This is a genomic window from Desmonostoc vinosum (assembly GCF_059505385.1).
The window spans coordinates 1-15,453 of sequence record NZ_JCACKM010000159.1 but is presented as its reverse complement, the minus strand read 5'-3'; the positions used below and the strand labels follow the sequence as shown (position 1 = coordinate 15,453).

Annotated in this window: 9 protein-coding genes; 2 read left to right on the top strand and 7 right to left on the bottom strand. The window is 42.2% G+C overall.

Going from position 1 to position 15,453, the window contains the following annotated elements; all coding sequences use genetic code 11:
• Positions 1-96: 96 nt before the first annotated feature.
• The 5 genes from AC5JMF_RS21930 to AC5JMF_RS21910 form a co-directional block, all read right to left on the bottom strand.
• Positions 97-6,087, bottom strand: coding sequence for a PAS domain S-box protein (locus AC5JMF_RS21930; RefSeq protein ID WP_495797827.1), 5,991 nt, complete (start codon positions 6,085-6,087; stop codon positions 97-99).
• Between the two features lie 143 nt (positions 6,088-6,230).
• Positions 6,231-6,674, bottom strand: coding sequence for a hypothetical protein (locus AC5JMF_RS21925; RefSeq protein ID WP_495797826.1), 444 nt, complete (start codon positions 6,672-6,674; stop codon positions 6,231-6,233).
• An 8-nt stretch (positions 6,675-6,682) separates the two neighbouring features.
• On the bottom strand, positions 6,683-7,387 hold the full coding sequence (locus tag AC5JMF_RS21920) for a hypothetical protein (protein ID WP_495797825.1): 705 nt from the start codon (positions 7,385-7,387) through the stop codon (positions 6,683-6,685).
• Positions 7,388-7,488: 101 nt separating this feature from the next.
• Complete coding sequence (locus AC5JMF_RS21915) at positions 7,489-8,067, bottom strand: Alr1449 family protein (protein WP_495797828.1); 579 nt, start codon at positions 8,065-8,067, stop codon at positions 7,489-7,491.
• 68 nt (positions 8,068-8,135) lie between these two features.
• The gene (locus AC5JMF_RS21910) at positions 8,136-8,633 is read right to left on the bottom strand and encodes a GNAT family N-acetyltransferase (protein ID WP_495797824.1); all 498 of its coding nucleotides are present in this window, start codon (positions 8,631-8,633) and stop codon (positions 8,136-8,138) included.
• 381 nt (positions 8,634-9,014) lie between these two features.
• On the opposite strand from AC5JMF_RS21910, the gene AC5JMF_RS21905 reads away from it, so the two are divergent.
• Complete coding sequence (locus tag AC5JMF_RS21905) at positions 9,015-9,218, top strand: hypothetical protein (protein ID WP_495797823.1); 204 nt, start codon at positions 9,015-9,017, stop codon at positions 9,216-9,218.
• 154 nt (positions 9,219-9,372) lie between these two features.
• On the opposite strand, the gene mfd is transcribed toward AC5JMF_RS21905, so the two are convergent.
• A complete protein-coding gene (gene mfd, locus AC5JMF_RS21900; RefSeq protein ID WP_495797822.1) occupies positions 9,373-12,900 on the bottom strand; it encodes a transcription-repair coupling factor in 3,528 nt (1,175 codons plus the stop codon).
• A 327-nt stretch (positions 12,901-13,227) separates the two neighbouring features.
• Between mfd and AC5JMF_RS21895 the strand changes: the two genes are divergently transcribed.
• Positions 13,228-14,556 carry a hemolysin family protein gene (locus tag AC5JMF_RS21895; protein WP_495797821.1) on the top strand — a complete coding sequence of 443 codons (1,329 nt, stop codon included), beginning with the start codon at positions 13,228-13,230 and terminating at the stop codon, positions 14,554-14,556.
• A gap of 94 nt (positions 14,557-14,650) precedes the next feature.
• On the opposite strand, the gene AC5JMF_RS21890 is transcribed toward AC5JMF_RS21895, so the two are convergent.
• Positions 14,651-15,453, bottom strand: an 803-nt coding sequence (locus tag AC5JMF_RS21890; RefSeq protein ID WP_495797820.1) for a calcium-binding protein, incomplete at its 5' end; no start/stop codon positions are given.

The window sequence follows — 15,453 nt, the reverse complement described above, 5'->3', positions numbered from 1 at the left end:
AGGCAGAGACTTGAGTCTCTGACGGTTCAAGTATTTTTGCAAGAAGTCTAATATTCCCAAATTGTTAAGAAATTGGAAATACAAGTATTGAGTTTTTCACAAATTAAATAATATTGCTGTAGTTACTTCCATAATTTTTTCAAATTGAAAATTCAGAGCTAAATCTGCTAAATAATTTTTTAGAGATGTATTGTTTGCAGGGATTTGTTCAATTAATTGAAAAATCAGGTCGTCACTACATTGAGCCGCAGCTTGGTATACTTGTGATACCCATTCGGCTGACATTTGAGATAGTAAAAGTAATAAATCTTCGGTGGTAATAATTTGTTCTTTGATTTGTTGCCAATGGTCTAATATTTGATTATTTTCTACTTGATAAAGATATTCTAATGCCAAGTATTTGCGGAGTACTTCTAGTATTTGTTTTTCTTGAAAGGGCTTGTTAATCAAATCGTTACAGCCTGCTGTGAGTATTGCTTCTCGTTGTTCCTCGAAGGCGTTGGCAGTCAGGGCAATGATGATAGTATGAGCATTATTTTCATGCCTTATTTCTCTGGCTTTAATCTCCCTTGTGGCTTCGTAGCCATCCATAATTGGCATCCGCATATCCATAAAAATTAGGTGTGGTTGCCATTCTAGCCATTGAGAAATTGCTTCTTGACCATTTGCAGCTTCTTGTACAACAAAACCGATGGATGTCAGTAGTTTCACTAATACAATACGACTGTCTGTAACATCGTCAACTACTAAGATCCGATACTCGCCTTGTTCTGGTGCTAAACCAATAACTCGGCGTTGCGTTTGCTTAATTTCAATTTCGCCTTTTACAGCTAAACCAACCTGAATATCAAAGGTAAATGTACTACCTATACCAAATGTGCTGTTAACGCTAATATTTCCGCCCATTAATTGCACATATTTACGGCTAATTGCCAAACCTAATCCTGTTCCCTGTTGTGATTTTTTTCCGGTTTCTGTTTGTCCAAAAGCTTCAAAAAGTAAGTCAATTTCTTGCAGAGAAATACCTGAACCTGTGTCTTGTATCTCGAAAGTTAGGGACTGGGGATTAGGGATTGGGTTTTGGGGGAGAACTTTCCCAGTATCCAGTTTCACACGCAACGTCACTCTCCCAGTTTCAGTAAACTTAATCGCATTTCCTAAGAGGTTGATTAAAACTTGACGCAGTTTGCTTTCGTCAGTTTGTACATATTGGGGAATATCAGGCGCATATTCAAATATTAGTTGTAAACCCTTGGAAACAGCGCGGAAGCGCAGCATTTCTTCTAAGTTGTCTAAAAGATGAATCAAGTCAAAACTAGTAACGGTTAATGTAGTTCTACCGGCTTCGATTTTTGACATTTCTAAAATGTCGTTGATTAAGTTAAGTAAATGCTCACCAGCACGATTGATAATTACTAAGTTATCTTGATGTTCTTTAGATAAGGAATGATCATGATTCATGAGTTGGGTGAAGCCAAGGATAGCGTTAAGCGGGGTACGTAATTCATGACTCATGTTGGCCAGAAATTCGCTTTTGGCGCGGTTGGCAGCATCAGCAGCGATGACGGCTTCTTGTAGTGCTTGTGACTGTCTTTGAGTTTGTGCTAGCAATTGTGCCTGCTGTAAGGCAACTCCTAACTGATTGCCAATTTGCACTGCGATGTTGACTTCTCCTGTTTTCCATTGGCGGAAACTGGAATTTTGATAACTTGCTAATAATCCCCAAAGTTGACTACCACACAATATGGGGACAATAATATAGGCTTTTGCCTGAAAACGCTCTAGGAGGTTGATGTATGTAGGGTGAAATCCTGCTTTGTAAATGTCTGAAACGCAGGAAAAACCAGGGCCTTGTGTGTATATACCACCTGGGGTTGATTGCAAGTAAGTATTTTCTACTTGATTGTTGTTGCCGTCCCACATTTTTAAAATACAACGGCCATTTTGCAGAACGTCCTGTATGAGATTGGGGTCATTTTTGTGTTCTTCTATTAGAGAAATCCAATCGTTTCCCACGGACTCAGAGACAAATTCACCACTCCAAGAGGCATCGAAACGATAGACAACAACCCGATCGCAATTGAGAACTTGGCGTAATTCTTCGGTTGTAGCCGCAAAGATGGTTTCTAAATCCAATGTCTGACGCATTCTTTGAATGACTTGGGCGATCGCTCTTTCGCGTTCTGCGCTCTCGCATAAAGCTTCTTCTGCTAGTTTTCTTTCGGTAATATCTGTGATTGTTCCGATATAGCCTTTAATCTCTCCGTTATCGCCAAATTCCGGCATTGCTTGACAAATTACCCAGACAATTGTAGCATTTTCACGTATAAATCGATGTTCATATTTATAGGAAATTTTAGCAACTCTTGCTGCTTCCCATGTCTGCAATAGCTGCTCAAGATCATCTGGATGTACTGTCTTTGACCAACCTGTTCCTAGAGACTGTTCTAAGCTGCACCCGGTAATCTCAGTCCAACGCTGATTTAAATATAAGATGTTACCCTCTGTGTCCGAGTGGAATATACAAGCTGGTGAGGTTTCGGCTAATAGTTGATATCGTTGTCTACCTTCTTGTAGGGCTAGCTCTGCTAACTTGCGATCGCTGATATCTGCCCAATAACCCACGCATTCTATGGGGTTGCCAACCTCGTCACGAATTAACCTCACTTTATCGTAAAACCAGTGATAGGTTCCGTCAGCGTGCAACCACCGATATTCATAAGAACTGTACTCTTGCTCGAAAACCTGTGAAAATCTTCCTAAAATGCTATCAACATCTTCAGGATGCACATGAGCAAGCCAAAAGCTAGAATTTTCTCTAAATTCCCGCGCTTCGTAGCCTGTCATGTCCTTCACATTCTCACTGATGAAAGTAGCACCGAGATCCCCTGAAATTTTACTGCTATAAATCACTACAGGGCTAGAGGTGAGCAAATATTGCAGACGTTTGCTTGCTAAGCGTAGTTCTTGTTCAGCACGTTTTTGATCGCTAATTTCTACCATGACTGTACCTACACCAGAGGGGCGATCATCTTCACCTGGAATAGGAAAGTAAGAAACAAGAAAGTGGCGGGTAATATTTGGTTGCCTCGGTGATGTACCGCTCAATTCTTGATGGAGAATAGGTTTACCAGTTAAAAGTACTTGTTCATATATTGGCTCTACTAAAGGGGCAATGTGAGGTAAAATTTCTTGAACAGTCTTACCAATATGTTCTGATTGTGGTATTTCGTTAATCTCTGCCAACAATTGGTTAATTTGCACGAACCGCAGTTGATTATCTAAAATGTTCATGCCTACAGGAGCGCTGCTGAAAAAGGCATTGAGGCGGGCTTCTCTAAGCGCTAATTCTCGTTCTAGTGTTTTGCGCTCAGTGATATCTTTGTGCGTTCCCGTCATCCGCAAAGGCATACCTGACTCGTCACGCTCAAAAATTTGACCGCGAGATTGAATCCACTTCCACTCTTTTGAGGCACAAAGCATTCGGAATTCTACTTCGTAAACTGGGCTATCACCAAAAAGATGAGCGTTTAAGGCTGAGTTAACTACGAGTAAATCTTCAGGATGGATCAATTGTTTAATCGCTTGCAAGTTATCTGCAATTTCGTGTTCTCCGTACCCTAGCATCTTTGTCCACCGCCAATCGCGATAGATTTTGCCGCTGCTCAGATTCCAATCCCATAGCCCCAAATCACTGGCTTCTAAGGCGAGATGCAAACGTTCTTCACTTTGTCTGTGGGCTGCTTCTATTTGTTTGCGTTTCATTAGTCCGCCTAATTGGGCAGCGACTGCACTTACTAAAAAGAGTAAGCGCTTATCTACTGACATAGAACTGCGTTTAAAAAATACCAAAACAGCAAGTATCTGGTTGCCGGCTAATATTGGTACACCAAAACCAGCTTTTAAACCGACTTTTGCCGCTTGTTGCGATCGCAAAAAAGTTGGTTCTGTAGCCTGGGAAACATCTTCTATCCACTCTGGCTTTTTGCTTTGCCAAACTCGCCCTGGTAGTCCCATACCAGAGGCAAATGTCACATTTTGACTGTGGCGGCCGAATTCTTTTAAATCGATTTGGTCGCCGTACCAACACAAACTATGTTGAAGAACGGTAGCATCTTCATTAGGTATCCATGCTTCACCAAAATCCCAGTAAATAGTGTTACAAATTAAGCCCAAAACGAGTTTTAAGGCGTCATTGACATTAATAGCGCGAGTCATGGCTTGAGTTGTCAACAACAGTAAACGGCTTTCATTTTCTGCTTGTTTACGCTCTGTGATGTCTTTAGCTGTACCAAGTACGTACTGTTGCCCATCAATCTCGATCATTTCAGCACTAAACAAGGTCGTTTTAATTTCTCCAGTTGCATTGCAGACATCAACTTCATAGTTGCGAATAGCTTTTGTCTGTTGGAGGATTTGGGCGAGGAAATCATATTCTGCTTGCTTTGCCCAAATATTTAATTCATCGTTAGTGCGACCAATAACTTGAGAACGAGAATAACCAAAAAATCGACAAAAACTGTCGTTAACTTCGATATAACGTTTTTCTGGAACAGTTACTAAGGCGATTGGATCTGGAGATGATCTAAAAGCTGATGCTAGTTTTTCTTCAGAAATGCGTTGGGCTACTTCTGCACGTTGGCGTTCTCGTGCTTCCAGCACTAGAGATACTAAATTTCCCAAAGAACGAGCAAAATTTTGATCTTCCAGTGTCCAATAATGGATCATTTGCACTGCTTCTAAACACAAAACCCCCACTGTTTTTCCTGCCAGCCTGATTGGTGTATCGAGCATGGAAGTAATATTTAATGGGGTTAAGTAAGACTGGGAAAATTCTCTGGTTCTGGGATCGGTATGGGCATCATCTGCGGCGATTTGTTGGTCTTGCTGCAAAGCTTGGAAATAAGCTGGATAATCTGCCTCCGATAAAGCAAATCCTTCGCTATGTTGATTGCAATGTTGCTCAAATAGATCGAGGCATTGAATACTACTGCCTGTTTGGTCATATAGCCAAATACTAGCTCGTTCTATGCCAAGATTCTTGACACCTACTTCTGTGATTTCACTAAAAGCGGCTTTTAAATCGCCCTGATAAAGCACTTGACTTTTGGCAAGTTCTGTTAATACCAGGTTATGATTGTGGAGCTTGATGGTGCTTTCTGCCTGTTGGCGCTGTGTGATATTGCTAGCTGTACCTGTTGCCCCAATCACTAAACCTTCTTCGTTACGTAAGGCGATCGCATTAAACATTAAATAAATCAAACCACCATCTTTAGTTATGCAGGTAGTTTCATGCTGGAAGATAGGCTCTCCTTGTAGCACGTGTTGGAAAGTCGCCTGATCTTGAGCAATTTGTGCAGGTAATATAAAGTCAGCCATAGCACGCCCAATCATTTCTTGGGGTTCATAGCCATAAATTTGTTTGACGGCTGGGTTAACAAAAGTAATTACACCTTTGGTGTCCACCGACCAGATCATGTCTTGACATGTCTCAACTAAAAGGCGATATTTACTTTCACTGGCTTTGAGGGCAGCTGCAACCGCAAGGCGACTTTCCAACGCAGTTTGACCGCAGGTATCATCAATATCCATCAACTCTAGTTGTTGATATTGATGATTAAACTCAAGTACAATCTTTTGATAATCTTGAATTTTCAATTGCAGTTTATTATTTTGCTCTTTTAACTGGTGTTGGAACTTATAATTATTGATTTGATATTCTATTCTAACTAAAACTTCTTCTACCTGAAATGGTTTAGTAATATAGTCTACACCGCCCATTTTAAAAGCTTCAATTTTTACAGAAACATCATGCAATGCACTAATAAAAACTACTGGAATGTTTATCTGAGTAGCTTGAATTTGTTGACAAACTTCATAGCCATCGATTTCTGGTTTGTCGCTGTTCAACAAAATTAAATCGGGTGGAGCTGATTGTACTATTGCCGCAGCAATTAAACTTTTAGTTACAACCTCAACCACATATCCGCTTTGAGACAAAATAGCAAACAAATCTTGGAGATTTTCTGATGAGTCGTCAACGATTAAGATACTTCCTAAACTTGCCATTAGTACATTGCTATCCATATTCGTAATTCGTAATTCGTAATGACGCGACGCTCCTGTGTCGCTCTAAGCGAAGCTATGCCGCAGGCTTTACGCTGACGCTCGTACCGACGCTCGAGGACTCGCTACCGCTTCGCTAACGCTAACGCTGCGAAGCAACAGATTTATTGCTGCCTCTCAACATGAATTTTTCCTAAGAAAAACGAAAGACTAATAATGTACATGAATACAGTGAAAGGAAATACGTATGCAATCCTCCAGTGAGGAGGATGACTGCTCACATCAATCAAGTGAGACTGAATAAATGAATAGCAAGCTGAGCCTTGTTTCCAACCGTAACAATTTGCTGGGCTGGTAAGAATAATTAAGAGTTGAAAGACTACACTTACATATAATGGTAATTTCCGATATCGAAGCATCTCTCGGCGATACTTGAGATTAAAATTAATCAGATAGAGAATACAAACTAGATAAAACGGTAGAAGGATGAATAAATAAACAAGCCAAGCAGGAATTGTAAAAGAAGTTGTCAAGTAAATAACTAGGCTCACAAGCGTATATAAAGCAAAAAATGTACTAAACTTCCAGATAGAAATGGTTGCTGACATGATAATTATTATACTTGACGCGTGCGTAATAACTCAGTATATGCTGTCGCTGTATCTTTCATATATTGATACTCTTCTCTAATTTTTTTATACTGATTATCAATAGCAAAGCCATCATCTGGAAGCAAATTCGGATCATATCCTGCGACTTGTTTGCCAATTAAAACTTCTCTAATAAAACCAATATAAACTTGTTGTAATTCTTCAGCTTTATCCAGTAAGTTTTCAACTTGAAATAATGCTCTTTGATAAACTCCACGTTGATTGACATAAAATTCTGATGTAGTCACTAGCTCAAGTAATTCGTTGATTTTGTGCCATTGCTTTTTTAAATTTAAAATCTCTGGCTCAACAAATTGAATATGTTCTTTAATCAAGAAGACTAATTCTTGCGCTACTTTGATATTTGCTTTGCTGCGTACATCTGTTTTTTCTAAATCTGGAATACGTATAGATTGATGATCATGCCATGAATAAATGTATTGAACGCCTTCAGGTGTTAGCTTCGGAAAAACAACCCGAATTCTCCGATTTTCATTAACTTCAACAAAGATACCCAACTTCCCTAAAGGTAAATTCGGGTAACGAACATCCGCACCATCAACTTCTACTACTAAGTTACTTTTAATTCGCTTGATTTTTTGATTGGGATAGAAGAAAAACCAATATATTCCAGCGAGAAGAATTCCAGTAAATAAGATAGTTGTAATCATCGGAGGCTATTTTGTACTTGATAAAGTTCCTGTTGAAAGCTTCAGTACAAATTATACGTTGTAATTCCTGATCAGGGATACTATAGTTATTTACGTGTAATCTAATCTGGGAAAGCCACACCTGTCATGGGATCGCGGATATATAGCCCTAGTGTAAGACTACGCATGACTTCATCCCAAACTGGTGTTAATTGTTCTGCTTGATCTGCCCAATAATCGAATGTAATCAAGCACTGAACATTCGAGCCTAAACCAATGCAAGTCCGAGAAAAAGCTTCGCGTGGTTCTGCTTGGGTGTCGATAAACTTAATCTCTGTCCACACAATCCTAGCGGTTTGGCGCTTGACGGTAAAAATTTCTCCCCTAGCAATGACATCGCGACTGTCATCTTCCATGACTTTCCTCAAAGTAGATTTGAGCGGAAACTGGCTCCAATCATTGGGTGGCAGACGGTTGAAAGATACTTCTAGGCAGCAATCATCCTTGGGTGGTTTTTTATCGAGAAACTTGAACGATTTTTCTTGTGGCTCAAAAACCCAATTCTGAGGAACATTGAAGCGAACAGCCCCCCGATTGGCAACAAAGATTTTGTAGCCTGATGGAGATTCCCAGCGATGATCTGGTTTGAGTTCAAGTGTTTCTTTAATCCACTGGAGATTGCTTTTCTTACGCTTTGCCATAGTGTTTTTACAAATCTGCATAAAGAAGGCGATCGCTTTCTTTGTTAATGCTATCAAATTGCTAATTATTAGACTACGCCAATCTCCCACCTCCACAGTTTTCCATCTTCAACATCGATAAACTCAGATACTCTGGTCATGCCACATTTTTCTAATACTCTAGTCGATGCACTTGGCTGTGCTAATGTGTGAGCGCACACACATTCAACTAACTCTGAGGTAAAGGCGATTTTCATCAGTTGCTCAACCATTGAAGTTGCGAAACCTCTACCTTGATAATTTGGGGCTACAGAGTAACCAATCTCAACGGTGCGCTGGAAATCGGGAACAGATTTAAAGCCTCCAAACCCAACTAGTATCTGCTGGGGGTCAAATACTAGCAGATACGGTAGCCACGGAGACCAAGTTTGCGAAGTTTGCATCATCTTCAAACTGTAATCAAGTGCCCCTGCAAAAGGTAAGTACCCATCAGCTACTTGCAGACCATAGGCTGTCAAAAAAGCATCTGCCCCTGCAATCAGCTTTTCAATGTGTGCAACAGAGCAAGGAACAATTTTTACATCCATGATTGAGATTTTCTCGCCTTGCCAGATGTGACTAAGCTAACTAATATCACAATACAGAATTTTTCTGAATATCATCACCATAGCGATCGCTCCATTCACCAGTAATCTGCGATAATTTTCTTGATGATATATCTTGCAGTAGTTAAGGGCAGTTAGATATTACAAATCATGGTTTTTGGCAGCTTCAGTAGCTGTGCTAAGCTAAAAAACATCTAAATTACATAATCAAATTAAATAAAACTCTTGTGGGGTGGGCATCTTGCCCGCCCTAATTATGCAAGTTATATGTGGAACAGCTTACTAAAGACATGAAACTGTGAAAAAGAGCTTTGAGTTACCTAGCACTAACATACCTGCCAGACTCCTACTTCACTTACCTCTATGCCCGAAGTGATTGAGATACCCCTTGAATTGACCCACTTTCAACTCCCTAAAGCTGTTCATGCTCGTCTTCAGATGTTGCTAGATCGTCAAGATGCTGGTGAAACATTAACTCTCCTGGAATGGCAAGAGGCAGAGAGCTTAGTCGAATTAGCTGAGTTTCTATCTCTGCTGCATCTACGGTCACAAAGGGTGGCGAAGTAAACCATAGATGGTCACAATCCCCACATCTTTACGTCAATTGAATCGTTTAATCATACTGGCAATTCGGGCAGAGGAAGAATTGCTTGGTCGTCACCCACCACCACAGCAATCATAAATGTTTAGAGTATAAAAAGGTATAAAGTAAAACTACTACTCAAACAACAGCCACCTCAACGATCGCACCTTGCATTCTCCCCAAAGCATCAATTAAACTCTGCAATTGTTGGTCTGCTTTCATTACTCCTAAACCGCGGACTGTGACTTTACCAGGTGAATAGACAAAGCGTGTCTTGAGGTTTTCTGGTAGGTTCGCTGCTAATAAATTCCAAGCTGGTTCTTCCATTGGTGTTTCTAAAACTACGTGCTGTTTGTTTTCTGGTTTAATGCGGCTAAATCCTAATTTTTTGGCGAGTTGTTTGAGTTCCATGACTCGCAATAATTGATTTGCAGGCACAGGTACAGCACCATAGCGATCGCTCCATTCACCAGCAATCTGTGATAATTCTTCTTGAGATTTAGCTGTCGCTACTGCTCGATAAGCGCTCATCTTTTGATCCAAATCGGTGATGTAATCGGCTGGGATAAATGCCGTCAAGTTGAGGTCAATCTGAGTATCATCAACTTGGGGAATTTCTTGTCCTCGAATTTCCCGAATTGCTTCCTCTAGCATTTCCATGTATAAATCAAAACCGATTGCATCCATTTGACCAGATTGTTCTGCACCTAGCAAGTTACCTACACCGCGAATTTCCATGTCACGCATCGCTAGCTGATATCCCGAACCCAATTGCGTAAATTCTTGAATCGCCCGTAATCGTTGCCGTGCTGCATCCGATAATGTCCGCTGTTTGGGATAGAATAACCAGGCGTGGGCTTGAATACCCGCACGTCCCACACGACCGCGTAATTGATACAACTGGGCTAAACCGAAGCGGTGGGAATCTTCAATTAAGATGGTGTTGACGCGGGGGATATCTAAACCAGATTCAATAATTGTGGTACAAACTAAAATTTCTGCCTCACCATTACTAAAGGTGAGCATGGTTGATTCTAACTCGCTTTCGTCCATTTGCCCGTGAGCGATCGCAAACCTGGCCCCCGGTACCATTTCTCTTAAATTCGCTGTTGTCTCTTCAATTCCTTCTACTCGTGGAACCACGTAGAAAACTTGCCCGCCTCTGTCTAATTCTTGACGAATTGCGCTGCGGACACTTTCTGGATTTAGTGGTGCAAGATGGGTTTTGATGGGACGTCTGGTTGGGGGTGGTGTGGTAATTAAACTCATCTCCCGAATTCCTGACATGGACATGTATAAGGTGCGGGGAATGGGAGTGGCGGAGAGTGTCAGCACATCAACCTGAGTTTTCAGGCTTTTGATTTTCTCCTTCTGGTTCACCCCAAAGCGCTGTTCTTCATCCACCACCAACAGTCCTAAATCGCGAAATGCAACACCTTTACCCAAAAGTTGGTGTGTACCTACAACTACATCCAACTCACCCGTAGTTAAACGCTTTTGAATGTCGCGGCGTTCTTCAGCGGTACGGAAGCGGTTGAGTAACCCTACATTCATTGGGTAGGGTGCAAAACGTTCCTTGAGAGTGTGGTAGTGCTGTTGCGTTAAAATAGTAGTAGGCGCAAGGAGTGCCACTTGTTTACCAGCGGTGACTGCTTTAAAAATAGCGCGAATTGCTACTTCTGTTTTCCCAAAACCGACATCGCCACAAACTAAGCGATCCATAGGGCGATCGCTTTCCATGTCCCGTTTCACATCTTGTACAGCTTTTAGCTGGTCTGTTGTGGGTTGGTAGGGAAAGGAGTCTTCCATTTCCTCTTGCCAAGGCATATCTTCTGGAAAGGAAAAACCTTGTTGTTGCGATCGCGCTGCATATAGTTTTAGCAAGTCCACCGCTAATTTCTTAATCGCCTTGCGGACTTTATTCTTGGTATTTTCCCAAGCCTTACCGGTCATTTTGTTGAGTTCCGGTGCTTTGTCGCCCGTGCTGCGGAACCGAGACAAAGCCCCGACTTGATCGGCAGCAACTCTCAGTAAACCGTCGGCATACTGCACCACCAAATAATCGCGAGTTTCGTGATTAATGGTGAGACTTTCTAGCTTGACAAATTTACCAACACCATGGTTACGGTGAACCACATAATCACCCGGACGCAGTTTATTGGGGTCAACTTGCTTAGAGGTGGCTTTGCGGCGTTTGCGGATGTAGCCAGGAGTCGCTAAGGAGTGCTGTCCATAAAATTCCCGGTCTGTAACGATGACCAATCGGTACGTAGGCAGGATAAAGCCTTCTAATTCTGCCAAGCCAGAATATTTAAGTGCTACGGGCGTATGATTGATTTGTAGCTTATCAATTGCTTGGTAGTCGCGGGGGTTAGGAATAAACTGAGCGGGACAATCGTGTTCTTGCAACAGAGATACTGAGCGCGAAGGCTGAGCAGAAATCAGCCAAATCGAGAGATTGCGATCGCGTTCTTGCCGGATAGTTTCAGCTAGTTTTGCAAATTGGTGTGGCGTTACTGGTACAGACCTACTAGCAAGGTTAACTCCGTTGTTTTCTTCAGCCAGTTCCGACAAATATAACGTGGGAAATCTAGCCACATCGGCCAGACAATCATCAAAAGACCGATGGATTTTCGGCAATCTTGGAGGAGTAGGGCGAGAATCTTCCCCAGTCCCCAGTCCCCACTGTTCCTCAGCATTTTCTACCCAGCGATCGCTATGAGCATGGCATTGTTCTGGCTCATCAATCGTAACGAGAGTATTTTCGTTTAAATAATCGAGAACAGACGCTGGTTGCTCGAAAGCTAATCCCAAAAAGCGACGACTACCCTCAAGTAGCGAAGAGTCTTCAGTGTCCAGTGCTAAGTCAGGATATAGCTCAGCACTGTCTTTCAGTGCTGCCATCACAATTGGAGTAAAGCTAGTAGGGGTAAGAATTAATTGGTCAATTTTGTCAAGTGCCGAACGTTGAGTAGATGGGTCAAATTCCCGAATTTGCTCAATTTCATCGCCAAACCACTCTAGTCTCACTGGCAACTCAGACGAAACCGGGAAAACATCAACGATATCACCCCGCCGACTCCATTGTCCTTCTGTTTCCACTAAGGGTACTCGCTCGTAACCCAGAATAGCTAATTTTTCACCGAAGGCATCCAGGTCTAATTCCATTCCTCGCTTCAAAGTCAGGCAAAATGGTTTAAAAGCCTCCGGTGGTGGTAAATGCGGCTGTAGCGCCCCTTGAGTAGCAACAATAGCTAAAGGTCGCTTCGCTCCGGGATTGGGGATCGGGGATTGGATACTAGGAAGAGTTTTACCCAATTCCCAGTCCCCAATAGCCAAATCCGCTAACACCTGCATTTGTCCCCAACTCATTTCTGTTTCTGGGTCAAAAGGTTCGTAGGGGGAAGCTTCAGAAGTGGGGTAGAAATGTACATTCTTCCATCCCATTGCTTCTAATAGCGCGTAAACGCGTCCGGCTTCCTCCAAGGTGGCACAAACCACAAACAAATCCTTGCCCTCATTTTGAGCTAAAGCTGAAGCCACCAAAGCCTTGGGTAGGCGAGAAATACCATTTAACCGTAATTGTTGTTGTCGATTAAGCTTAGAAATAAACTCAGTGGTGAGTGGCGATCGCGCCAAAGCACGCACAATAGAAGAAAATGCCATATGTTCTACAAAAAGTGGGAGTCGTTGCAGGTGAGAAAATTGTGGGCAGTTTATGCCACCATTTTAGAAGTGTTAACAGCCCGCTCATTCTTTCTATGGAAGAATAATGTACGAAATGGGGAATGGGGAATTGGGAATGGGGAATTGGGAATTGTCAATTGTTATTGATTATTCTCCGCGTCCCCGCGTCCCCGCGTCTCCCTCATCCCCCTCATCTCCCTTATCTTTCCAGTCCCCAGTCCCCAACCAAAGCATTTATAGAAACACCTTTAATACTAGATACTAGGGATTGAGCTACATTCGCTCTAATAAGCGGCAATTTTAAACATGTCCTCCATCACATTTGAAATTTTAATCATTTTGGTTCTGATTATTGCCAACGGTATATTTTCCATGTCTGAGATGGCAATTGTCTCCGCGCGTAAGGTGAGGCTACAACAGCTCGCCAATCAAGGAGATGCCAAGGCCAGGGTCGCATTGAAACTCGCTGAGTCTCCAAATCATTTCTTGTCTACTATTCAAGTAGGTATTTCCCTGATAGGTATCTTGACGGGTGCTTTTGGAGGCGCAACAATTGCCAGCCGATTAGCAGTTTATGTCCGAATGATTCCCTTGTTGGCTCCTTACAGTGAACCAATTTCTTTTGGGATAGTAGTTTTAATTATTACTTATCTGTCGCTAATTGTCGGGGAACTAGTACCCAAGCGGTTGGCATTGAATAACCCAGAACGAATTGCAGCAACTGTAGCGATTCCGATGCGAGCTTTGGCGGCACTCGCTTCTCCAGCAGTGCATCTCTTAAGCGCTTCTACTGACGCTGTGGTACGGCTATTAGGTATTACACCTTCTACTGAACCACAAGTTACTGAAGAAGAAATTAAAATTTTAATTGAGCAAGGCACAGAGGCAGGAACCTTCGAGGAAGCCGAGCAAGATATGGTAGAGCGAGTTTTTCGCTTAGGCGATCGCCCTGTCAGTTATTTTATGACACCTCGCCCTGATATTGTGTGGCTGGATTTGGAAGATTCCCCGGAAGAAAATCGCGAAAAAATGGTTGAAAGTGCTTACTCCCGCTATCCAGTTTGTCAAGAGGGACTTGACAATGTGCTGGGTGTGATCCCAGTTACCGATTTATTAGCCCGGAGTTTTCGGGGTGAACCTTTAGACTTAACAGTAGGATTGCGACAGCCAGTGTTTGTGCCGGAAAGCACCCGTGGGTTAAAAGTTTTGGAATTGTTTAAACAAACCATCACTCACATGGCGCTGGTAGTTGATGAATACGGTGTAATTCAAGGATTAGTTACTCTCAACGACATCATGAGTGAAATTGTAGGTGATGTTCCTTCCGCTGATGGGGAAGATGAACCTCAAGCTGTGCAACGGGAGGATGGTTCTTGGCTTTTGGATGGGATGTTGGCTGTAGAAGAGTTTTTTAAACTTTTCGATGCAGAAGAATGGGAATCGGAAGAACGAGGTAGTTATCAAACCTTGGGTGGTTTTGTCATTACTCATTTAGGCCGCATCCCAGCAGCAGCAGATCATTTTGAATGGCAGAGTATGCGAATTGAAGTGATGGATATGGATGGCAACCGCGTAGATAAGGTGTTAGTTGTACCGATGATGGATGAAAGAAAAGAGGCGAAAGAATCTGAATAAAGTGTGAAGGATGAACTTTTATTTGAAACCTTGTGGTTTGCACCATGAGGTTTCAACGCTTGATTAATCCAAGTTTCCTAAACCTTGTTGCTTTTCAAGACACATAACTAAAATAACTGGCTGTCAAGTTTAGTCCTGAAACTCCTTGTGCGATCGCAATCAATTCATCAGTAGAGTTGAAAGCTCCGTTACCATTACTATCAACGTAAATGGCTGTTCCTGTTATGCCAGTTATGGGCGAGGTTCTTAGCAAGTAAGAACTCGCTGTACCTCTGAGTTGGATTCTATCTTGGGTGATGTTAAAGTCCTCAATCACGGCGTAATAATTTAAACCAGGATTGGTGCTATTGCCATCGCCGTAAAAAATAGCACTACTGTTTCCTAAGACAAATAAGTCGTTGTTGTTGCCGCCATTGAGTCTATCTCTTGTTGATCTACTCAACTCACTACCAACACCATTCAGGGTATCGTTACCATCACCACCCAAGAGGGTATCGTTACCACCACCACCAATTAACGTATCATTTCCCAATCCACCACTAATAGTATTACTACTGCTATTACCTGTAATATTATTGGCTGAACTGTTTCCTGTACCATTGATAGCTGATGTACCAGTTAAGGTTAAGTTTTCTAGATTTGCACCTAGAGTGTAGCTGATAGATGATTGAACTGTATCTGTACCGGCATTGAGGTTTTCAGTTACCACATCACCAGTGCTATTGACTACGTAGTTATCATTACCAGTGCCACCAATTAACGTATCAGCTCCAGTTCCGCCATTGAGGGTGTCGTTACCAGCACCACCATTGAGAATATTGTTAGCGCTATTACCTGCGATCGCATTATAAGGATGGCTAGGCTGAAAACCCTTGAGGATGTGGCACGTCATAGTGC

Bases quoted from the DNA above. Each gene is read 5' to 3' on its own strand.
- AC5JMF_RS21930 (WP_495797827.1), bottom strand. From the start codon at position 6,087: ATGGATAGCAATGTACTAATGGCAAGTTTAGGAAGTATCTTAATCGTT.
- AC5JMF_RS21925 (WP_495797826.1), bottom strand. From the start codon at position 6,674: ATGTCAGCAACCATTTCTATCTGGAAGTTTAGTACATTTTTTGCTTTA.
- AC5JMF_RS21920 (WP_495797825.1), bottom strand. From the start codon at position 7,387: ATGATTACAACTATCTTATTTACTGGAATTCTTCTCGCTGGAATATAT.
- AC5JMF_RS21915 (WP_495797828.1), bottom strand. From the start codon at position 8,067: ATGGCAAAGCGTAAGAAAAGCAATCTCCAGTGGATTAAAGAAACACTT.
- AC5JMF_RS21910 (WP_495797824.1), bottom strand. From the start codon at position 8,633: ATGGATGTAAAAATTGTTCCTTGCTCTGTTGCACACATTGAAAAGCTG.
- AC5JMF_RS21905 (WP_495797823.1), top strand. From the start codon at position 9,015: ATGCCCGAAGTGATTGAGATACCCCTTGAATTGACCCACTTTCAACTC.
- mfd (WP_495797822.1), bottom strand. From the start codon at position 12,900: ATGGCATTTTCTTCTATTGTGCGTGCTTTGGCGCGATCGCCACTCACC.
- AC5JMF_RS21895 (WP_495797821.1), top strand. From the start codon at position 13,228: ATGTCCTCCATCACATTTGAAATTTTAATCATTTTGGTTCTGATTATT.